This window comes from Nitrosomonas sp. JL21 (assembly GCF_009833095.1).
Classification (GTDB): Bacteria; Pseudomonadota; Gammaproteobacteria; order Burkholderiales; family Nitrosomonadaceae; genus Nitrosomonas.
In genome coordinates this window covers 1-21,675 of the sequence record NZ_QRCB01000060.1, presented here as the reverse complement: position 1 = coordinate 21,675, position 21,675 = coordinate 1, and the positions used below count along the sequence as shown (strand labels likewise).

Here is a 21,675-nt window from a genome sequence, read left to right as displayed (position 1 = left end):
TGGTATGAACAAGCAGTTGCTGGGTGATTCTCATCTATTTGGTTCGAATGCTTCGTTTATCGAAGCGGTGTATGACGAATATCTGCATAATCCAAACTCGGTCGAGCTCGCATGGCGCGAATACTTCGATCAATTGGCCAAGCAGCCGGATAGCATCGTTCATATTCAACCTCGGCCTGTAGTCAGTCCTGCTGCGATCGCCACATCTGCAAAGCCGCTTGTGACCGAAGGCCAAGGTGCGATTCCTGACGTAACTGCCGGCGGCTCGGATGACCGCCAGCAGGTGGCTGTTTTGCAATTGATCAACATGTACCGCTACCTGGGATTGAGCCAGGCCAAGCTTGATCCTCTGCGCATCAAGCAGCAGCTTGACGTGCCGGAATTAGATCCGGCCCGTTTTGGGTTTACCGAGGCGGACATGGAAAAGGTGTTTCACACCGGCTCACTGGTCGGGCCGGAGCATGCGACGTTGCGTGAAATTTTGCAGATTCTGCGCGAAACCTATTGCGGATCGGTCGGCGCTGAATATATGTATATTTCATCGGTTGAGCAGAAACGCTGGATCCAGGCGCGTTTGGAAGGCCAGCGATCGAACCCGAATTATTCTGCAGACTATAAGCGGCATATCCTGGAGCGGTTGAATGCCGCAGAAGGGTTGGAGAAATATCTGCATACGCGCTATGTCGGGCAGAAGCGTTTTTCCGGCGAAGGAAACGAAAGCCTGATTCCATTGCTCGACTGCTTGATTCAAAAGGCTGGCAAAGCCGGAGTGCAACAAATCGTGATGGGCATGGCGCATCGCGCCCGGCTCAACGTGTTGGTGAATACGCTCGGAAAAATGCCCTCGGATCTGTTTCGCGAGTTCGAAGAAAAACAACCGCAGGATCTCCCCTCGGGGGATGTCAAATATCATCAGGGTTTTTCTTCTGCCATCAAAACTCCCGATGGCGTCGTGCGCCTGGCGTTGGCATTCAATCCGTCGCACCTGGAGATCGTCAATCCAGTGGTGGAAGGATCGGTTCGCGCCCGTCAGCATTTGCTCAACGACAAACTCGGCGACAAAGTCTTGCCGGTCTTGATCCATGGCGATGCGGCCTTTGCCGGGCAGGGCGTGGTGATGGAAACATTGAATTTATCGCAAACTCGTGGTTACGGTACCGGTGGAACGGTGCATATCATCATCAACAATCAGATCGGGTTTACCACGTCGGATCCACGCGATAGCCGCTCGACGTTGTATTGCACCGATGTCGCCAAAATGATCGAAGCGCCGATATTTCACGTCAATGGCGACGATCCCGAAGCTGTCGTCATGGTGGCAGAGCTGGCGTTTGATTTGCGCATGCGGTTCCATAAGGATGTGGTAATCGATATGGTTTGTTTTCGAAAACTTGGCCATAACGAACAGGACGAGCCGATGGTCACGCAACCGAAAATGTATCAGATCATCAATCGCCATCCGGGCACGCGCCGATGCTATGTCGATCAACTGGTTGCAGAAGGTGTGATAACCCCAAAGGATGCGGATGATTTAGTGCATGCCTATCGTGAGGCAATGGACGAAGGCGTCAATCCCAACAAGAATATTTGCTACGAATTCAAATCTCCGTATGCCATCAATTGGGAGCCGTTCCTCAAACCGATCAAATGGAACAAGCCTGTCAAAACGGGTGTTGCCATCCAGACGCTGAAACAATTGGCTGCCCGCTTGACCGATATTCCCGAGGGTTTCAAGCTCCATCCCCGGGTTGAAAAAATCATTTCCGACCGACGCTTGATGGGTAACGGCGAACTGGCTCTGGATTGGGGGATGGCTGAGAATCTCGCCTATGCATCGTTGTTGAAGGAAGGATATCCGGTGAGATTATCCGGCCAGGATTCAGGGCGCGGGACTTTCTTTCATCGCCATGCGGTATTGCATGACCAAGTGGCGGCCGATGAAAATGAGCGCCTGTACGTACCGTTGCGGCATATCTATCCTGAACAGCCGGATTTCGTCGTCATTGATTCGATGCTGTCGGAAGAAGCTGTGCTCGGGTTCGAATACGGCTACGCAACCACGCAACCGAATGAATTGGTGGTTTGGGAAGCGCAGTTCGGAGATTTTGCCAATGGCGCGCAAGTCGTGATCGACCAGTTCATTGCCTCCGGAGAAGCCAAGTGGGGCCGCTTGTGCGGCCTGGTGATGATGCTGCCGCATGGCTATGAGGGTCAAGGCCCGGAACATTCCTCAGCCCGTCTCGAGCGTTATCTGCAGTTGTGCGCGGATTACAATATTCAAGTGTGCGTGCCTTCGACGCCTGCTCAGATGTTTCATTTATTGCGCCGACAGATGATCCGCCAGATACGCAAGCCGTTGATCATCATGAGTCCGAAAAGCATGCTGCGGCACAAGGAATCGGTATCCAGTCTGCGGGATTTGTCGCAGGGATATTTTCAACCGGTAATTCCGGAGGCTGAGAATCTGGATCCGAGCAAAGTCAGGCGCATCATCGCATGCAGCGGCAAAATCTATTACGAACTGATGGCCTACCGCAAAGAGCAGCAGATCATGAATATGGCGATCATACGCCTGGAACAACTGTATCCATTTCCGCACGACGAATTTCAAGCCGAGATCGATCGCTATGAGAACGCCAAGGAAGTGATCTGGTGCCAGGAAGAACCCGGTAACCAAGGCGCATGGCACCGCATTCAGCATTATTTACTGCGCCACATGCGGCGCGATCAGATTCTGGGGTATGCGTTGCGGGCATCATCCGCGTCACCCGCAGTGGGCTATACGGCCCGCCATAAATTTACGCAGAATGAATTAATTGTGGCAGCTTTCAGAGAAAAAATTTAAAGGGGGCACTCATGCGTGTTGAAGTCAAAGTTCCCATGTTATCGGAATCCGTAGCTGAGGCTACGCTGGTAACCTGGCACAAGAAGCCGGGAGATTCTGTCGAACGGTCGGAAAATTTGATCGATATCGAAACCGATAAGGTTGTCCTCGAATTACCTGCCCCGAGCGCGGGCGTGCTGGCTGAAATTCTGAAAAAAGACGGCGCCACGGTGGTCAGTGGAGAGGTAATTGCGATGATCGAAACCAATGCATCACCGAAACCGGATGATCAGGCTAAAAAACCTTCTGCGCCGGAGAAACCGGCCGATGAACCTAAAAGCACGGTAACCGCCAAGGCCGAGGCTTCCGATGCAGCGATTCCGATGCTGATGCCGGCCGCGCGCAAGTTAGTCGAAGAAAATAATCTGAAAACCATGGAGACCAGCGCGATCAAAGGCACAGGACTGGGTGGCCGCATTACCAAGGAAGATGTGCAGACGTACATCGCCAATAAATCGTCGGTCGCTGCAGCAGCGCCTGCCGATGAGCCTGCGGCAGCACCCGACTTCCAAGCAAAAGGAACGCGTGTCGATCGCCGGATTGCAATGTCCCGGCTGCGGCAGCGAATTGCTGAACGCCTGGTTGAATCCCAGTCGACCGCTGCCATTCTGACGACGTTCAACGAAGTCAATATGCAGGCCGTCATCGATTTGCGCACGCGCTATAAAGTTGAATTCGAGAAAGAATACGGCGTCAAGCTCGGTTTCATGTCGTTCTTTGTTAAAGCGGTCATCGCTGCGCTGAAGAAATACCCAATTGTTAACGCATCGGTAGAAGGAAACGAGATCGTTTACCACGACTACTACGATATCGGCATTGCAGTCGGAAGCCCGCGAGGACTCGTGGTGCCGGTCATTCGTGATGCCGACCGGTTGACCTTGGCCGAAATCGAGTTGCAAATAGCCGATTTTGCCAAGCGCGCGCAGGATGGCAAACTAACCCTTGAAGAACTCAGCGGCGGCACGTTTTCGATTACCAACGGCGGCGTGTTCGGTTCCATGTTATCGACACCGATCATTAATCCGCCGCAGAGCGCCATCCTGGGCATTCATGCAACCAAGGAACGCCCGGTCGTTGAAAACGGGCAAATCGTGATCCGTCCGATGAATTATCTGGCGCTGTCTTACGACCATCGCATCATCGACGGCCGCGAAGCGGTGTTATCATTGGTGGCAATGAAAGAAGCGCTGGAATATCCGATGAGTCCACTGTTGGAAGCGTGACAAGGCAATCAATAGTAAATCCCGTCTTGGATGGCTGCGTTGCTGCTTTGAAAACTCATTTTCCGCGCGCTAAACACCCCGCGACGTGATTGCGAAAGAATTCTCCCGTAAGTCCGAGAATATCCGCTTCATTCTGGCAAATGCTCAGCTTTGAGTGGTTCACCGATTCAGTCTCCTCGATCCGCTCGGGCAGGGGCGCAGGCCGCGGGCCGGTTGATGCCGTGACGCTTTTAGCGGGAACGGATTCTACGTCGACGTGCACGAAAACCAGTCCGGATTTGCCGAATTCAAGTTGTTCAGCCGCATGTTTCGATAGATTGATGATGCGGTCGCCGCCGCCTCCCCATCGGTCATTGATGCGCACCACGACTTGCCGCTTCGTTTTAGGGTTAGTGATGCGAACCAGGCTGCCGATCGGTATGGTTTTATGCGCGGCGGTCAATTGCCCGGCGTCGTAGGGTTCTCCGCTGGCAGTCAACCGGCCTTCCATCTCAGCGGCGTAATATGTTGCATAACCTGTTTCAGTGGGCCAGGATGGATCGGGTGTTGAATTGTCAGCAGTCTGAGAAAGACTCGGTGGGGACCCTAGCGGCTTTGCTTTCTGAATGGATGCGCTTGACGGTGCGGATTTAACAATCGGAATTGGTTCTGCTGGAGTGGGGTTGTCCGCCGATTCCAGGGTTGGCGGTGTTTTGCCGCTAGTGTCATGGGGTTGCTCTATTGCAGCGCAACCGCTTATCACTATGAGGCAGGCGCAAAAAATTAAGGAATGGTTCATTATTTTAATTAGATTCCCAGTTGTGGTTATAGAGTCAAAATCAGCAATTCGGATATTCAGGAAAATGCTCAAGCGAGAACCCGCTTTAAAATAATCGGCCACGACCATCAATGAATGACTTGGCGATGCCAGTCGATGAGAAAGCTTTGAGGCGGTGATCGCATGCTGGTTATGCGATCAGAGTGACACACCATGAGATGCCGATGAGTGATCCATGTAAGGCTGATCATTTTCGACAGATATTGCAGTCAAATCCTACGCTATTGCTTGCACTTCGACTAAGTTTTCTTTTCTGGTTATTTCGCGTTTTCTTGGGCTTTCTTCCAAAATTCCTACAGTTTATTCTCTCAGAAATTTGCCTTCGCAGGTTGATGAAATCAAAATTGCTGTACACTGAATTTTCAGCCAATGATTTCCATGAAAGCCATGTTTAGTACCGATTTGTCATGCGAATAACGTCATTTCCCAATTTCTGGTTGCTGTTGGCGTTGGTAACCCTGATTGCGATCTATCCCGCCGCCGATCAGTCCGCCGGAGGACGGGCTTTTCTGGCGTTGTACGATTGGGTGATTCTGTTTCTGGCGTTGCGGGCGTCGCGCAAAGCTTGGTATCAGCCTTGGCTGGGCTACGCATTTGCCGTTCCGGCGATGGTGCTGTATGCCGCGGTGGCGTTATTTGATCATGCAGAACTGATCGCAGCACACATGCTCGCGCAAATCATGTTTCATGGTTTCGTGGTGGTTTGCTTGCTGCGCTACATGTTGCATGACAATGTCATGACTTTCGACGAGCTATTCGCGGCAGCGGCGCTGTATGTGTTGGCTGGTTTCGTGTTCGGCTATTGCTATGCATTGGTCGAACATGTACAGCCTGGCAGTTTCTATATCAATAGCCCCAATAATCCGGACAATACGACGTCGTGGTGGGATTTACTGTATTTCAGCTTCACGTGCTTGACCAGCGTGGGTTTTGGCGAAATAACACCCGTCTCGGATTCTGCGCGTTCGATCGTGATGATCGAGCAAACTACCGGCGTGCTCTACCTGGCGATATTGATTTCACGTTTGCTGACGATGCAGAGAAAAGTGTAGTTTGTAGATGGGTATTGATGAAATTGTTGTAGACCACAGATGGATAGCTGACTTATTATTAAAGAAATCTGAACCACTATTTGCTCAAATTCGGTTATAAAATATTTCTTTGGCTTTTTCGTACAACAACAAATCCTCCTGGTTGTGTGATCTGATCAAGTCAATGATATCTGTATCAATAGACCATTCGTCTTCACATTTTTCACGCCCCAAATTTGTTTCGATATAGGGAAAGATTAGGCCTGTTGATGTATTGAACAATGATAACGATGCCTTGTAATCTTCCGTAAGTCCGAAAAAAAAGAATGATTCAAGATCCAGATGATTGACGAGTCGTGTTTGGCGGTTGCAAAAAGCTGGGTCGGTGCAAAAAATCTCCAGCGAATGTGGATAGTCATAATGTTTGACAACATGCTGATATTCAGAGATTACCCTCTGGATCGGCTCCCTGAAGAAAGTGCAAAAAAGTCCAATCTCATTGAACATAGCAGAATAATCGGATATCTCATGTCCGCCCAAAAACTGTATTTCATTCGTCATGACATAATCAAATAATAAGTGTCTATCATTTGCATAAATGGAGTTTTTGATGATGTCGGAGGTTTCGGGGTTGTTTTCGCCATAATCATAGAGCGTTCGAAGTTCTATTTCATTGGCGGCATTTCTAAACGATGTACCTGCCGTTTTTGGAATATGAATAAAAATGATGGGGCGATTGTCCGTTTTTTCCTTAAAATAAGCGATGCTTGCGATTTCTATCACCGAGTGGTTACGCTGGAGGCAGAGCGTAAGACTTTCTTTCCTTTGCGGTGTAAATGAAAATCCGCAACATGGATTGACGTCAAGATATCGCAGTGACTCTACAACGTCAAAACGCTCTTGATTCAAGGGGATTTTTTCTTCTACATATTGATAACGAACAATTAATTCCTTCACTGAACAGCACTTTCCGACAATCCACCCGCTTATAGACTGGTGACATTTGTCAATGTGGAGCACATAGTCCTCGTTATCGTTACTGTACTGATGCAAATAAAACATGTCTTGTTAATCGTGGGGTGCAATTAATTTTGATGAGGGTTAGGGACGGTAATCCTACGCCGTGCAAGGCAATCTCAACCGATTATTCTTTAAACATCATTGTCCAGCGCTTTGTACTTCATTTATTTTGACGATTGCGCATTCAAAGAATTCACATCGTTTCGTCAATAATAGTACTGGAAGTGGGAAGTCATTGTGAATCAGAAGGTTGTAGTTTTCCTAATGACTGAGAAAGAAATAAAAAAAGAGCAATTTCTTTCATTTTTTTCATTCAATAAACAATTTCAACATTGCCTGTCTTGAAATGTGTTGTCAACGATTGGAGTAAATCCTCGTGCAAATTCACTCGCCAGTCGTTGCCCAATTCGAGTTCGCCGCTGGCGCAATCCGTGCGATACACGATGGCAACCGGACATGAGGACCCGCTGGTCGCGATAGCGGATGATTGCGCCTGACTGGAAAAAGGAGCCAGCAATGCTTTCAGGCTGGATACCTGGCTGAGTGTCGACGGATTGCAATGAATTCTGATTTGTTTGGCAAAACGCGAACGGATGCCCGCCAAGTCGTACAGCTGCTCGGCGGTGATGCGCAGCTCATCGCCGTCATCGCCGCCATATCCGCGCATGCCCACTTTGGCTTCGACGATCAACAACTGATCTTCCTTCAACCAGGCGCGATGTGCATCGAACACTTCACTGAAGACCACGACTTCGACGCGCGCTTTGCCATCATCCAGATTGATCACGCACATTCTGCCGCGGCGGGTCATTTGCACGCGGATTGAATGGATGATGCCGGCCAGCAGTTGAGGCTCGCGCTGAGGCATCAGCCGATCCAAGCGGGTGCGGATGAAGCGTTTCAGTTCATGAGCGTAGGTATTGAAAGGATGGCCGCTGAAATAATAGCCCAGGCTGATTTTTTCCTGATGCAATTTTTCCCGCTCAGACCAGGCTTCTGTGGATAGGAGTTGCGTATGCAAAGGGGATTGCTCGGATGATTCAGCAAAAAGGGCCGTTTGACTGACGGCTTCACTCTTCTGTTCGGCTGCTTCGATCGCCAGGCCGACTGACGCCATCAGGCTGGCGCGGTTCGGATTGAGGGTATCGAACGCGCCGACGCGAATCAATGATTCCATCACGCGGCGATTCGCAATTCTGCGGTCGACGCGATGGCAGAAATCAAACAAATCAGTGAATGCACCGCTTTGTTCGCGTACTGCAATGATCGAGCCGATCGCCGATTCACCGGTGCCTTTCACTGCACCGAGACCAAAGCGGATGGTTTTGCTGTCGATCGGGATGAAGCGGTATTCGGATTGGTTGATGTCCGGAGGCAGGATGGTCAATCCATTGGCGAGACTGTCTTCGACGAAGATATGCACTTTATCGGTGTCATCCATATCCGCAGACAAGCAAGCAGCCATGAACTCTGCTGGATAGTGCGCCTTCAGATAGGCGGTCTGGAATGCGATCAGCGCATACGCGGCGGCATGCGATTTATTGAAACCATAGCCGGCGAATTTCTCCATCAGGCCGAACAATTCGGTTGCCTTATCTTCGCTCAAACCGTTGCCGACTGCGCCCGCCACGAAAATATCGCGTTGCTGCGCCATTTCCTCGACTTTTTTCTTGCCCATCGCGCGGCGCAGCAGATCGGCGCTGCCCAGGCTGTAACCACCGATCACCTGCGCGATCTGCATGACCTGTTCCTGATAAATCATGATGCCGTAGGTCGGCCCGAGTATCGATTCAAGCCGGGGATCGAGATATTCGATGGTTTTCCTGCCATGCTTGCGATCAATGAACTCGGGAATCAAATCCATTGGCCCCGGACGGTATAACGCGACCAATGCGATGATGTCCTCGAACCGATCCGGTTTTGCCTTCTGCAATAAATCGACCATGCCGCGCGATTCAAACTGGAAAATACCGACTGCGTTGCCTTTTCGCATCAGCGCATAAGTCAGTTCGTCTTCCAGTGGCAAGGTGGTCAGCGAAAAAAGCGAGGCTGACTGATCGGTTTTTGGCTCGGCGAAAGAACTGGTGCTTGCATGCAACTGGCGTATATAACTGACGGCGCGATCCAGCGTGGTGAGGGTGCGTAATCCCAGAAAATCGAATTTGACCAATCCAATTTTTTCGACGTCGTCCTTATCCAGTTGGCTGACGACCGAATCGCCCGATTCGGTGCAATAAATGGGACAAAAGTCGGTGATTTCGCTCGAGGCGATCAGCACGCCGCCGGCATGCATGCCAATATTGCGTGTGATACCCTCCAGGCTTTCGGCCAGTTCCAGCAGATTGTGGACATCTTCTTCGGCCTCGGCGCGCAAATTAAGCTGGGGTTCCAGTTGGCGGGCTTTTTTCAGTGTCATGCCGATCTCAAACGGCACCAATTTGGCGAGCTGGTCGACAAAGTTGTACGGTAAATCCAATACCCGGCCGATATCGCGGATGACAGCTTTGGCGGCCATGGTGCCAAACGTGGCGATTTGAGATACTTTGCCGGTGCCATAGCGCTGCTTGACGTATTCGATCACTAATTCGCGCCGATCCTGGCAAAAATCGATATCGAAATCGGGCATCGAGACGCGCTCGGGATTGAGAAAACGCTCAAACAGCAAATCATAGCGCAATGGATCGAGGTCAGTGATGCCCAGCGAATAGGCCACTAATGAGCCAGCTCCGGAGCCGCGCCCGGGCCCGACCGGAACGTTGTTGTGCTTGGCCCAGTTGATGAAGTCGGCCACGATCAGGAAATAACCGGCAAATCCCATCTGAATGATGGTATTGACTTCAAAATCCAAGCGAGCCAGGTATTGCGGCAATTTACCGTTACGCAACTCGGCATCTGGGAACAAACTTTCCATGCGGATTTGCAGACCGGTTTCAGCCTGGCTGCGTAAATATAGATCAAGGCTTTCATTGTTCGGGGTCGGAAATACCGGCAGCCGATTCACGCCCAGCTCCAGCGTTAGATTGCAACGTTTGGCGATTTCCAGCGTATTCGCGAGCGCGCTGGGAATGTCCGCAAACAGTTGAGTAATTTCAGCCTGTGTCTTGAAAAATTGTTGTGCAGTGAATTCTTTGGGACGGCGCTTATCTTCCAAAATGTAGCCTTCAGCGATGCACACGCGCGCTTCGTGCGCGCGGTAGTCTTCGGCATTCAAGAACTGCACCGCCTGGGTGGCCACGACCGGCAAATCGAATTGCCGTGCCAGCAACAGCGACTGTTGCACCAGCATCGCGTCGTTGGCATGGCCATCACGCTGAATTTCAATGTAGAAACGATCTGGAAACATTCGCGTCCATTGTTGCGCCTGGGTCTCGGCCTGGCGTATGTTGCCCAGAGCAATGGATAAGCCGATGTCGCCAAAGCGGGCGCCGGATAATGCAATCAACCCGTCAGTGCCTGATTCATCGGGTTCCAGCCATGCCGACCGGATTTCGGCTCTGCCTTGGTATTGATTTTCCCGGTAAGCCCGTGACAGCAACCGTGATAGACGCAGATAACCCCCATGATTTTGGCACAGCAGTAGCAATCGGCCGGGTTTGCTGCGGTCGGTTTCATTGGTGATCCACACATCGCAGCCCAGTATCGGTTTAATACCTTTTTTATAAGCAGACTGATAAAATTTGACCAGACCGAACAGGTTGGATAGGTCGGTCAGCGCCAGCGCCGGCATCTGATCAGCCACAGCTTTTGCAATCACATCCGGAATGCGGATGGTGCTGTCCAGGATGGAGAATTCGCTATGCAAGCGTAAGTGAATAAAAGCAGGGCCAGTGGTCATAGTGTTACAATTCAATGCTGGAATAACCTGTTTGTTCAGTGGAATGAAATGCCAGTAGAAAACCTTACTTCCAGGGAAGCTCAAAAAAAACGCAATGCAGTCGTTTTCCTGAATTTCCCAAGCTGAGCGCGTGGATACAGAAGCTGATCCATATCCATCGCTCATTATTGATCACCTCGGACTTTATTTTACATTATGTTGAAACCTCCAGAACTTTTACTTCCTGCAGGCTCGTTAGAAAAAATGCGTTGCGCCTATGCTTTCGGCGCTGATGCGGTGTATGCGGGACAGCCGCGTTACTCCTTGCGAGCGCGTAACAATGAGTTTGCGTTGGAGCAGCTCAAAACAGGGATTTCCGAAGCGCATGCCTTGGGGAAAAAATTATTCGTGGCGAGCAATCTGATGCCGCATAACGCCAAAATCAAGACCTATTTGCAGGATATGGCGCCGGTCATCGAGATGCAACCGGATGCTCTGATCATGGCAGACCCTGGCTTGATCATGATGGTGCGGGAAAAATGGCCCGATATTCCCATTCACCTGTCGGTGCAAGCGAATACTGTGAATTACATGGGCGTGAAGTTCTGGCAGAAGATCGGTCTGACGCGCGTGATTCTGTCGCGCGAATTATCTTTGGATGAGGTTGCCGAAATTCGCGATCAGTGTCCGGACATGGAACTGGAAGTGTTCGTGCATGGGGCACTGTGCATTGCATACTCCGGTCGGTGTTTATTATCGGGATATTTCAATCATCGCGATCCTAATCAGGGCACGTGTACCAATTCATGCCGCTGGGATTACAGCGTGAAATCTGCTGAGGAAAACCCCAGCGGCGATATTCAGGAAATCAAGACGATTGATTTCAATTTTGGTGAAGCGATGAAACAATCCAATGAATCCAACCTGTCAAGCGGTTGTGGCACGGTTGCTCGCCATCCTGCAGCAGACCAGGTCTATCTGATCGAAGAAAAAGAGCGTCCGGGGCAATTGATGCCGATCATGGAAGATGAGCATGGCACATATATCATGAACTCGAAGGATCTGCGCGCAGTTGAGCATGTGGAGCGGTTGGTCAAGCTCGGTATTGATTCTTTGAAAATCGAAGGGCGCACCAAGTCCATGTATTATGTCGCCCGCACCGCTCAAGTTTACCGCCAGGCCATCGATGATGCGGTAGCACATAGACCTTTCGATCCAGCGCTGCTGAGTGAATTGGAGGGATTGGCCAATCGCGGCTATACCAGTGGTTTTTATCAACGCCATAGCACGCAGGAGACGCAGAACTATCTGCGCGGGCATTCCGAATCCAATCGGAGTCAATATGTCGGTGATGTGACTGGCTTCGATGCTGCCAATGGTATGGCTGAAATCCTGGTCAAGAACCGGTTTCAGGTGGGCGATCGCTTGGAGATCATACACCCGACCGGAAATTACACGATCGAGTTGTCTCAAATGCTGGATGCCAGAGGACAAGCAGTGTCGCTCGCACCCGGCAGCGGCCACCGCGTGAAAATACCGCTGGACAGACAGGTTGAAAATGCATTTATCGCTCGTTTCTTTTAAGCGAAATCACATGCATTGATAGTGAAAGAAGCTGAGGATCCGTTTCGGCAACCAGCTCAGTTTTCCCGGAAAAGGTCCTTGCAAGAAACCGGCGTGGCCGCCTTCTGCCGGAAACTCCAACGTAACCGCGGGCGATACTTGTTCGGACGTGGGTAATACCGAAGCAGGCATGAAAGGGTCATTCTGCGCATTGATCACTAGCGTCGGGACTTGAATGTGTTCCAGCCATTGCTTGCTGCTGGACTGGTGCCAATAATCATCGGTACCGCGAAAACCATGCAGCGGCGCGGTCACCAGGTTATCAAAGTCGTAAATGGATGTGCATTTCTTCAGCGCCGAGGCATCGAATAAGTCGGGGAATTGCTCGAGCTTGTCGAGTGCTTTGACTTTGAGGGTATTGAGGAAATGCCGCGTGTATACTTGATTGAAGCCCACATCCAGTGCTGCGCCGGCTGCTGCTAAATCAAGGGGCACGGAAATAGCGGCTGCGCCGGAGATCAATTTTTGAGCATCCCTACCTTTTTCTCCCAGCCATTTCAATAAGGCATTGCCTCCAAGGGAAACACCAATGACATAGATCGGTTGCGGTTTCGTATGGGATTGGGCTTGGCTGCGGATGCGCTGCAGCATCCAGTCGATTTCAGCAGAATCTCCGGCATGATAGGCGCGCGACAAGCGGTTAGGCAGGCCGGAGCAGCCACGGAAATGAATCACGGCGCTGCGCCATCGATAATGGCTCAGGTCGTTGATGATGCTCAAGATATAATGACTCGACGACCCACCTTCCAAACCATGAAAAAAAATCACTAATGGTGCATCCAAAGATCCATGAGTCCAGTCGACATCGACAAAATCACCATCATCGAGCTCCCATCGCTCACGACGGTAATCGAAACGGGGCGCGGGTTTGTAAAAATACGGATAGAGCGTTTGCAGATTTCCGCCGGGGAGCCAAGCGGGTGCGACATAGGGTGCGGTGTGACGTGGAATTGAAGATGCAGGCATGATGAGTTCGTTAATAATGAGTGTGGATTCCTCAGCAGTAAGAGGTAAGCGATTATGCCTGGAGTGACTCAGATTACCTAATGGTTTCGGGATGGAACGGATTTCTCTGCCGCTATGGGTTTGCGCAAGATAAATGCAAAGAGAAATCTCCAAATGATTTAAAATCGATTTCCAGTGCTTTGTCCGATCAGTGTCAAGGACGAGTGTCATTCAATTGTAAGATGCATATCAAGAAGGCTATGAAAATCATCAAACCGGCAAAAAATAAAGCCTCTGATCGTCAACCCAAAGCCGTTCCACAACGTATACCTGCAGCAACCGCTCCAACGGACACTATCAAATTACAAAAATTCCTGGCGCAGAAAGGCTTGGGTTCCCGGCGCGAAATGGAAGCTTTGATTGCTGCAGGCGGGGTAAGCGTGAACGGCGAAATTGCTGTCGTGGGCGATCGCGTAGGAACCGATGATGTGGTGCGCATCGGGAAACGCATTGTGCGGTCGAACCTGAAGGAGAGCTTGCCCAAGGTATTGCTGTACCATAAACCTGAAGGTGAAATCGTCAGCCGGCATGATCCGCAAGACCGCGCATCGGTATTCGATAAATTACCGCATTTGCGATCATCGAAATGGATTGCGATTGGACGCTTGGATATCAATACCAGTGGTCTGCTGGTGTTTACCACCGATGGTGCATTGGCAAACCAGCTCATGCATCCGCGCTTTGAAATGGAACGTGAATATGCCGTGCGGTTATTAGGCAAATTGACTGCTGAGCAGATGACCCAATTGACGACCGGCATTGAGTTGGAAGACGGAACGGCGGCGTTTTCCTATTTGGCTGAGCAGGGCGGTGAGGGCGTCAATCAGTGGTATCGCGTGATCCTGAAAGAAGGTAAGAACCGGGAAGTGCGGCGCATGTTTGAGGCGATCGGGCTGACGGTCAGCCGCTTGATGCGCGTGCGTTTCGGTCCGATCAATCTGCCGCCGCGGATCAAACGCGGACAATGGCTGGAATTGAATGACAAGGAAGTTCGCCGCTTGCTCAGTTTGATCGCGCGGTGAGGAGCCTGCTGATACGCGGGTTAACTTAGGCAGTGCATCAATGATTCACGAGATTTACGTCATAGGGATTGGTTTTTTGTATCCCAATTGTTCGCTTTTGAAGGCGAGCGATCGGTGCATAATTCAGCCGAGATATAGTGATCACGACAGCAACTGATCGCGTCGCAGTAAAAAGACAAATCCATCGCCTGCACTCGTTTCGAGCCAAGTGAAGGGTAAATGCGGATAGACTTGCTCGAGCACATTGCGATTATGGCCAATCTCTACCACCAGCACGCCTGAGTAGGTCAGATGCTGAGCCGCATGCTGCAAAATCTGATGTGTCGCGTCCAAGCCATCCAAGCCGCTCGCGAGCGCATTCTGAGGCTCGTGGCAATATTCTTTGGGTAATTGCGCCATGGATTCGGCATTGACATAAGGTGGATTGCTGATGATCAGGTCATACTGTTTTCCTAACAAATTTGAAAACAGATCGGACTCGACCAGACGGATTCTGTCGGTGAGGCCATAATCCTGCACATTCTTATGCGCCACGGCGAGTGCTGGATTGGAGATGTCGACGGCATCGATATCGGCATTCTCAAAACTGTGTGCCATCAGAATCGCGAGGCATCCGGAGCCCGTGCAGAGATCTAGCGCCGACGCGATATTGTCGGGAGCGGTAATCCATGGGGACAATTGGGTTTGTAATAACTCTGCGATGAAGGAACGGGGAACGATGACGCGCTCGTCCACATAAAAACTATAATCGCCAAGCCAAGCTTCATGAGTCAGATAGGCAGCGGGAATACGCTCGGTGACGCGGCGTTCGATGATGGTCAATAATTGTTCGCGTTCTTCCTTGACCACTCGCGCATCCAGAAAAGGTTCCAGTTGATCCAACGGCAAGTGCAGGGTTTTCAGAATAAGATAGGCGGCTTCGTCATAGGCATTCGATGAGCCATGGCCGAAATGAATGCCGGCTTTATTGAACTGGCTGACTGCGAAACGGAACAGATCGCGTATGGTTTGTAATTGAGAAGGGTTTTGAGTAATCATGGTCTGGTAATTAAAAGCTTTGATGTTAAAAAAGCGCTGACTGGCTGATTGAAAAATCGCTTGCTAAGACGTTGGCTGTCACATTAATCTTGTCGAGAAATATTCTTCAAAAATTGATCTACTTCCGTGAGCTATTCGCCAGAGTGCAATAAAAAATGACGCTGAATCATGATGATATCAATTTTATGCACATTGCATTGGAGTTGGCGCATCAAGCACAACATCGCGATGAAGTGCCGGTCGGTGCCGTCATCGTGCAAAATGGCAGAGTGGTGGGGCGTGGTTATAATTCCTCAATTACAACCGCCGATCCGACTGCGCATGCAGAAGTGATGGCTATGCGGAATGCGGGTGCTAACTTGTCAAACTATCGTTTGCTGGATTGCACTTTGTATGTCACCTTGGAGCCTTGTGCCATGTGCGTGGGAGCTATTTTTCATGCACGTGTCAAACGGCTGGTGTATGCGGCTTCTGATCCTAAGACAGGAGCGTGCGGTAGTGTTATCGATCTACCCGCAGAAATACGACTCAATCATCACTTGCAAGTGTCGGGAGGTATTCTAGCACCAGAGTCGAGTGCATTGTTAAAACAATTTTTTGCGCAAAGACGCAAAAACTCCGGGCTTCGACATAATGAAAATAAATATTAATATTTCTAATCAGAAACTTGAATTAATTGATGACCGAGGCTGGCTTAAGAAAGAATTCTTGATTTCTTCTGCGAGGAAAGGCACGGGCCAAGAGTATGGCAGCTTTCGTACGCCGCTGGGTAAACATGTCATTCGAGCAAAAATCGGTAGCGGTCGAGTGGTCAACACCGTTTTTATCAAACGCCGGCCGACGGGTGAAATTTATAGCCCTGAACTCGGTCGGAAATATCCTCAACGAGATTGGATATTGACCCGGATTCTATGGTTATCGGGTTGTGAACCCGGATTTAATCGTCTGGGTCGGGTCGATACCATGCGCCGTTATATTTATATCCACGGCAGCCCTGATAGCGTAGAAATGGGCAAACCGGGATCAATCGGATGTATTAGAATGCGAAATAACGACCTCATAGAGCTTTTTGATTCGGTCAATGTAGGAACATCGGTGGATATTAATGCTTAATTCATTCCTGATAGGTAGGAAATTAGGTAATATTCATGTCAAAATGCATTTAATCATTTTTTCAACAGGAGAAAATCCATGAGATATCCAGTGAAATTTAACCGCCTCATGATCAGCGTGATGTACTTTTTAGTTGCATTGCTGCCGACTGCGGTATTGGCGGAAACCATCGGCAGTGTTTCAACGGTATTCAAATTAGTCGGAGCCAATGACAAAATCGTGATTGAAGCTTTTGATGATCCCGATATTCCAGGTGCGACGTGTTATTTGAGCCGTGCAAAAAAAGGTGGAGTGAGCGGCGCGGTTGGCGTGGCTGAAGATACCTCGGATGCTTCCATTGCCTGTCGTCAGATCGGCCCCATTGCCTTGCCGGAGAAAGTCAAGAATGGCAAGGAAGACGGCGAGGAAGTCTTCAAGAAGAGCACATCATTGCTGTTCAAGTCCTTACAAGTGGTTCGATTTTATGATGCGAAACGCAATGTACTGATTTATCTGTCCTATAGCGACAGAATCATCGAAGGTTCGCCCAAAAACAGCATCTCTATCATTCCAGTGACACCGTGGCATTAATAAGTTGATTGGAAAAATAAAAAATAAATTTTTCGACTGATGGCATTTAATAAAAGCTAATACTATAATAGCCGACTATTGAGTATCACCGTTGCTTGTATTTTCATATTGATTGGCATTATTTTTCATGCAGTTATTCGCTTTCGGCATCAATCATAATACTGCGCCTCTGGACGTGCGTGAGCAGGTTACATTTCCTGAAAATACGATGGAACATGCTTTGCATGACTTGGTAGGACGAAATCCAATCAAAGAAGCTGCCATTGTGTCGACTTGCAACCGCACGGAAATTTATTGCTGTACTGATCGTCCTGAAGACGCCATGACGTGGTTAGCGGATTTTCATCATCTGCCGACGCGCCAGCTTGATCCCTATTTGTACAAATTGCCGCGCGAAAAAGCCGTTAAGCACGCTTTTCGCGTCGCCAGCGGATTGGATTCCATGGTGTTGGGGGAACCGCAGATACTCGGACAATTGAAAAGTGCCGTAAAATCAGCAGAACATGCAGGCACATTGGGTTTACTATTACATAAGCTGTTTCAACGCACCTTCTACGTCGCCAAAGAAGTCCGCACCTCGACCGAAATTGGCGCCAGTTCGGTTTCGATGGCCGCTGCGGCTGCGCGCTTGGCTGAGCGGATTTTTGGCGATATCGGGGAACAGCGAGTATTGTTCATCGGTGCCGGAGAAATGATCGAGTTATGCGCGAATCATTTTGCTGCCCGTAATCCGAAAAAGATCACCGTTGCCAACCGTACCACCGAACGTGCTGAGGCCCTCGCTAAACGGTTTAGCAATGCCCAGGCGATTACCTTGAGTGATCTGCCCGAGCAACTGGCAATGCATGATATTGTCGTGACCTGCACGGCCAGTCCGTTGCCAATCTTGGGTAAAGGCATGGTTGAACGTGCCATCAAAATCCGCAAGCACCGGCCGATTTTCATCGTCGATTTGGCAGTACCGCGCGACGTTGAATCCGAAGTGGCCGAATTGGATGACGTTTTTCTCTATTATGTCGACGATTTGGCAGAAATTGTAAAAGAAGGATTAGACTCCCGCCAGAATGCGGTAGCTCAGGCGGAAACCATCATAGATTCCAATGTCATCGATTTCATGCGCTGGCTGGCGACTCGCGAGATGGTTCCCACCATACGCGCACTGCGCGATCAAGGAGAACGCTACCGTCGTCACGAACTCGCGCGAGCGAGTAAATTGCTGGAAAAGGGTGAGGATCCGCAAAAAGTCATCGAAGCACTGAGCAACGGCCTCACCAATAAATTCTTGCATATGCCGTCCAGCACATTGAATCAGGCAGCAGTTGATGAACGCGAGGAATTAGTCGAGTTAATCAATCGACTTTATCAATTGCACCGCCCACAATGAACAAAAACATCACGGATAGGCTCACTCGTTTGAGTGTGCGTCTCGAAGAATTAAACCATTTTTTGAGCAGCGAATCGGCAACTTCTGATCTCGATAATTACCGCAAGCTCACGCGCGAACATGCCGAAATCATTCCCATCGTCGAACTGTATCGTGCTTACCAACAAAGTGAGCAAGATATACAAACTGCACGTGAAATGCATGCCGATCTCGAAATGCGCGCTTTCGCCGAAACCGAGATTCAAGCAGGCAAGGAAAGACTGCTCAAGATCGAATCAGAAATCCAAAAGCAATTGCTTCCGAAAGATCCGAATGACGAGCGTAATATTTTTCTGGAAATCCGTGCTGGAACAGGTGGAGATGAATCTGCGCTGTTTGCCGGCAATTTATTCCGGATGTATTCGCGCTATGCGGAACGACGCGGTTGGCAAGTCGAAATTATTTCACAAAGCTTGTCGGATATCGGCGGCTATAAAGAGATCATTGCGAAAATTATCGGGCAGGGCGCCTATTCACGCCTTAAATTCGAGTCCGGAGGTCATCGCGTTCAACGGGTTCCTGTGACCGAAACACAAGGACGTGTCCATACTTCAACGTGTACGGTCGCGGTGATGCCGGAAGCCGATGAAGTGAGCGAAGTCATTCTGAACCCTGCCGAGCTGCGAATCGATACTTTCCGTGCCTCCGGCGCGGGTGGTCAGCATATCAATAAAACCGACTCGGCTGTGCGGGTGACGCATTTGCCAACCGGTATCGTCGTGGAATGCCAGGATGGACGCTCCCAGCATAAGAATAAAGCGCAGGCGCTCAGTGTTCTGGCGGCGCGTATCCATGACAAGCAAATGCGCGCGCATCACGCTGAACAGGCTGCTACGCGCAAATCACTGGTTGGCACGGGCGAGCGTTCAGAACGCATTCGTACTTATAATTTCCCGCAAGGCCGGGTAACTGATCATCGTATCAATCTCACGCTCTATAAAATGGATCAGATTATGGATGGCGATATCGATGAACTTTGCTCGGCATTGATGGCCGAACATCAGGCTGAGCTATTGGCAGCTTCGGTGGCGGAATAATCAATCATTCCCCCTTTGTGGCATCTTATGCCTCCTAGCGCCAATCCCTGAGCGAATTCTGGTGATTGGGAAGTAAACCTCTTAGCGCTGCCCCCTCGGTGACATTATCATTCCTGATAAATGCCGTACATTCACCTGCTCGATCTCTGGAATCTATCATGAAGCTTTTGCTTTTCATAAGCTGGATTTTTCTATTTCTATTGACCAATGCGCAAACAGCTGTCGCTCAGAAGCGGATTTATCTCGCCCCGGATGATCATACTGACTACATGTGGACCGCCGATGAAGCCGGGTATGAAAATGCTTTTTTGACAATGATCGATTATTACCTCGACCAGATGGATGCCAGCGGGAACGATCCCTCGCATCATCAAGCCCGTTGGAATGCGGATGGCAGCTTCTGGATGTGGGTTTATCAGAAGAACCGTACCTCGGCTCAATTTCAACGATTGATCAATCGGATCAAGAGCGGTCATTTCAGCATGCCGTTGAATGCGCTGGTGCTGTCCAATGGCGGCACGCCGGCAGAAGCGGTGCTGCGCGGCATGTATTATCCCGGCCAGATACAGCGCGCGTATGATGTCGATTTTCCGATTGCGATCGCGATGGAAAATCAGACCCTGCCGTACGGCCTGTCTTCGTTGTGGGCGGGATCAGGTGCTAAATATTCATGGAAAGGGGTGTGTAATTGCGCGTCGCATGTTCCGCACCTGAGCAACCGCGACCGTGAAATTTATTACATGGGTGGTCCAGATGGCAGCCGTGTTCTGATGAAATGGTATTCCTATCAATTGATCAACAATAACGAAGATGCGGCGATTGGGAGTTATGCCGAAGGACGCGATGCTTATGCAGCCGTCGATTTTATCGACAATGATGCGAAGTTCAAGTCGCTCTATCCTTTCCCAGTGATTGGCGTTTTCGGAAAAGGCGAAGATGATCTACTCACTACTGATAATGTATTTGTGACTACCGCCAAAGACCTGACCACTTCAAAACGCAAGATTGTCGTATCCAATCAATTGGATTTTTTCAAGGATTTTGAAACCCATCATGGCGCCGATCTGGAAACTTTTGCAGCCAGCTATGGCAATGAATGGGAACTCTATTCCGCATCGATGTCCGAAGTCTCCGCACGCATCAAACGTGCTGTCGAAAAGCTACGCAGCGCAGATGCGATGGCGACGCTGGTTGCGCTGCAGGATCCGACGTTCATGGACAGCCGCAGCGAGGCGCGCAATAAGGCCATGCTCAATTTCGGCCTGTATTATGAACACAATTGGACTGCCGATGGCCAGGTCGCACGTGGTGCGCGGGCAGAATGGCAGCGCAAGATCGAAGGCGAAATTACTTCCTACGTCGATACATTGTACGACGATGCCAGCAATCAGCTTGGCGGTATGATCGCCAAAAAAGGCGTCAACCCGCGGTTCTATGTATTCAATAGCCTGAGCTGGGCGCGCACCGATTACGCCGACTTTCCTATTGCCACTGAAAACGCTGTGCACGTGGTCGATATTTCCATTGGTGAAGAAGTGCCGTCGCAATATGTCACCGTGAATGGAGTGCTTCATCTGAGGATTCTTGCCAAGGACGTGCCGCCGGTCGGTTATAAAGTATTTGAAATCCGAAATGGTGCGGGTGCAGTCTTTGCACATGCCGCGACCGTCGACGACAATACCTTGGAAAACGATTTCTACCGCATCACCGTGTCAAACACTGGCGCCATCACGAGCCTTCTTGACAAGAAGCGCGGTGATCGGGAATTCGTGCGTGCAATTGATGGGAAAACTCTCAATGATCTCGGAGGACGGCAGGGAATTGTGATGATTGAGAATATAGGAGCCGTCAGTGTGACACTCAAGTCAGTCTCTGAAGATCCATTGCGGCATACTACCTTTATTACGTTACTGCGGGGCTCGAACCGCATCGATATCAGCAATACCATCACGCAGAATTTCAGTGATGTGCTGAGCTGGAATTATTCATTCAACATCAATTCGCCGGATATCTGGCATGAAGAAGTCGGCGCTGTCATCCGCGCCAAATTACTGC

At 50.1% G+C, this 21,675-nt stretch carries 16 protein-coding genes; 11 read left to right on the top strand and 5 right to left on the bottom strand.

The window, feature by feature from the left end:
* Nucleotides 1-4: 4 nt before the first annotated feature.
* Both ABF87_RS14120 and odhB read left to right on the top strand, forming a co-directional pair.
* Complete coding sequence (locus tag ABF87_RS14120) at nucleotides 5-2,845, top strand: 2-oxoglutarate dehydrogenase E1 component (RefSeq protein WP_160829762.1); 2,841 nt, start codon at nucleotides 5-7, stop codon at nucleotides 2,843-2,845.
* An 11-nt stretch (nucleotides 2,846-2,856) separates the two neighbouring features.
* Complete coding sequence (odhB, locus tag ABF87_RS14115; protein WP_160829761.1) at nucleotides 2,857-4,107, top strand: 2-oxoglutarate dehydrogenase complex dihydrolipoyllysine-residue succinyltransferase; 1,251 nt, start codon at nucleotides 2,857-2,859, stop codon at nucleotides 4,105-4,107.
* 55 nt (nucleotides 4,108-4,162) lie between these two features.
* Here the strand turns inward: odhB and ABF87_RS14110 are convergent, their stop codons facing one another.
* Complete coding sequence (locus ABF87_RS14110) at nucleotides 4,163-4,885, bottom strand: septal ring lytic transglycosylase RlpA family protein (protein ID WP_160829760.1); 723 nt, start codon at nucleotides 4,883-4,885, stop codon at nucleotides 4,163-4,165.
* 446 nt (nucleotides 4,886-5,331) lie between these two features.
* Here ABF87_RS14110 and ABF87_RS14105 point away from each other — a divergent pair, with 446 nt between their 5' ends.
* Nucleotides 5,332-5,976 (top strand): potassium channel family protein, encoded by a 645-nt coding sequence (locus ABF87_RS14105; protein WP_160829759.1) that lies wholly within the window; start codon nucleotides 5,332-5,334, stop codon nucleotides 5,974-5,976.
* Nucleotides 5,977-6,060: 84 nt separating this feature from the next.
* On the opposite strand, the gene ABF87_RS14100 is transcribed toward ABF87_RS14105, so the two are convergent.
* Nucleotides 6,061-6,912, bottom strand: a complete 852-nt coding sequence (locus tag ABF87_RS14100) for a sulfotransferase family 2 domain-containing protein (RefSeq protein ID WP_160829758.1) — start codon at nucleotides 6,910-6,912, stop codon at nucleotides 6,061-6,063.
* 376 nt (nucleotides 6,913-7,288) lie between these two features.
* The gene (gene dnaE, locus ABF87_RS14095; RefSeq protein WP_160829757.1) at nucleotides 7,289-10,810 is read right to left on the bottom strand and encodes a DNA polymerase III subunit alpha; all 3,522 of its coding nucleotides are present in this window, start codon (nucleotides 10,808-10,810) and stop codon (nucleotides 7,289-7,291) included.
* A 195-nt stretch (nucleotides 10,811-11,005) separates the two neighbouring features.
* On the opposite strand from dnaE, the gene yegQ reads away from it, so the two are divergent.
* Entirely contained in the window at nucleotides 11,006-12,373 is a 1,368-nt protein-coding gene (yegQ, locus tag ABF87_RS14090) for a tRNA 5-hydroxyuridine modification protein YegQ (RefSeq protein WP_160829756.1), read from the top strand.
* A 6-nt stretch (nucleotides 12,374-12,379) separates the two neighbouring features.
* Here yegQ and ABF87_RS14085 read toward each other — a convergent pair whose 3' ends face one another.
* Nucleotides 12,380-13,378 carry an alpha/beta fold hydrolase gene (locus ABF87_RS14085; protein WP_160829755.1) on the bottom strand — a complete coding sequence of 333 codons (999 nt, stop codon included), beginning with the start codon at nucleotides 13,376-13,378 and terminating at the stop codon, nucleotides 12,380-12,382.
* A 239-nt stretch (nucleotides 13,379-13,617) separates the two neighbouring features.
* Here ABF87_RS14085 and rluB point away from each other — a divergent pair, with 239 nt between their 5' ends.
* Nucleotides 13,618-14,439, top strand: coding sequence for a 23S rRNA pseudouridine(2605) synthase RluB (gene rluB / locus ABF87_RS14080; protein WP_160829754.1), 822 nt, complete (start codon nucleotides 13,618-13,620; stop codon nucleotides 14,437-14,439).
* A 141-nt stretch (nucleotides 14,440-14,580) separates the two neighbouring features.
* Here rluB and prmB read toward each other — a convergent pair whose 3' ends face one another.
* Nucleotides 14,581-15,477, bottom strand: coding sequence for a 50S ribosomal protein L3 N(5)-glutamine methyltransferase (prmB, locus tag ABF87_RS14075; RefSeq protein WP_160829753.1), 897 nt, complete (start codon nucleotides 15,475-15,477; stop codon nucleotides 14,581-14,583).
* 155 nt (nucleotides 15,478-15,632) lie between these two features.
* Between prmB and tadA the strand changes: the two genes are divergently transcribed.
* The 6 genes from tadA to ABF87_RS14045 form a co-directional block, all read left to right on the top strand.
* Nucleotides 15,633-16,127: a tRNA adenosine(34) deaminase TadA gene (gene tadA / locus ABF87_RS14070; protein WP_160829752.1), complete on the top strand. Its 495-nt coding sequence runs from the start codon at nucleotides 15,633-15,635 to the stop codon at nucleotides 16,125-16,127.
* Complete coding sequence (locus tag ABF87_RS14065; RefSeq protein ID WP_160829751.1) at nucleotides 16,111-16,590, top strand: L,D-transpeptidase; 480 nt, start codon at nucleotides 16,111-16,113, stop codon at nucleotides 16,588-16,590. The genes tadA and ABF87_RS14065 overlap by 17 nt, the downstream gene beginning before the upstream one ends.
* A 108-nt stretch (nucleotides 16,591-16,698) precedes the next feature.
* The gene (locus ABF87_RS14060) at nucleotides 16,699-17,160 is read left to right on the top strand and encodes a CreA family protein (protein ID WP_160829775.1); all 462 of its coding nucleotides are present in this window, start codon (nucleotides 16,699-16,701) and stop codon (nucleotides 17,158-17,160) included.
* Between the two features lie 127 nt (nucleotides 17,161-17,287).
* Nucleotides 17,288-18,544: a glutamyl-tRNA reductase gene (gene hemA / locus ABF87_RS14055; RefSeq protein ID WP_160829750.1), complete on the top strand. Its 1,257-nt coding sequence runs from the start codon at nucleotides 17,288-17,290 to the stop codon at nucleotides 18,542-18,544.
* The gene (gene prfA / locus ABF87_RS14050; protein WP_160829749.1) at nucleotides 18,541-19,620 is read left to right on the top strand and encodes a peptide chain release factor 1; all 1,080 of its coding nucleotides are present in this window, start codon (nucleotides 18,541-18,543) and stop codon (nucleotides 19,618-19,620) included. The genes hemA and prfA overlap by 4 nt, the downstream gene beginning before the upstream one ends.
* 158 nt (nucleotides 19,621-19,778) lie before the next feature.
* Nucleotides 19,779-21,675: glycoside hydrolase (locus ABF87_RS14045; RefSeq protein WP_160829748.1), on the top strand; the 1,897-nt coding region annotated here is incomplete at its 3' end.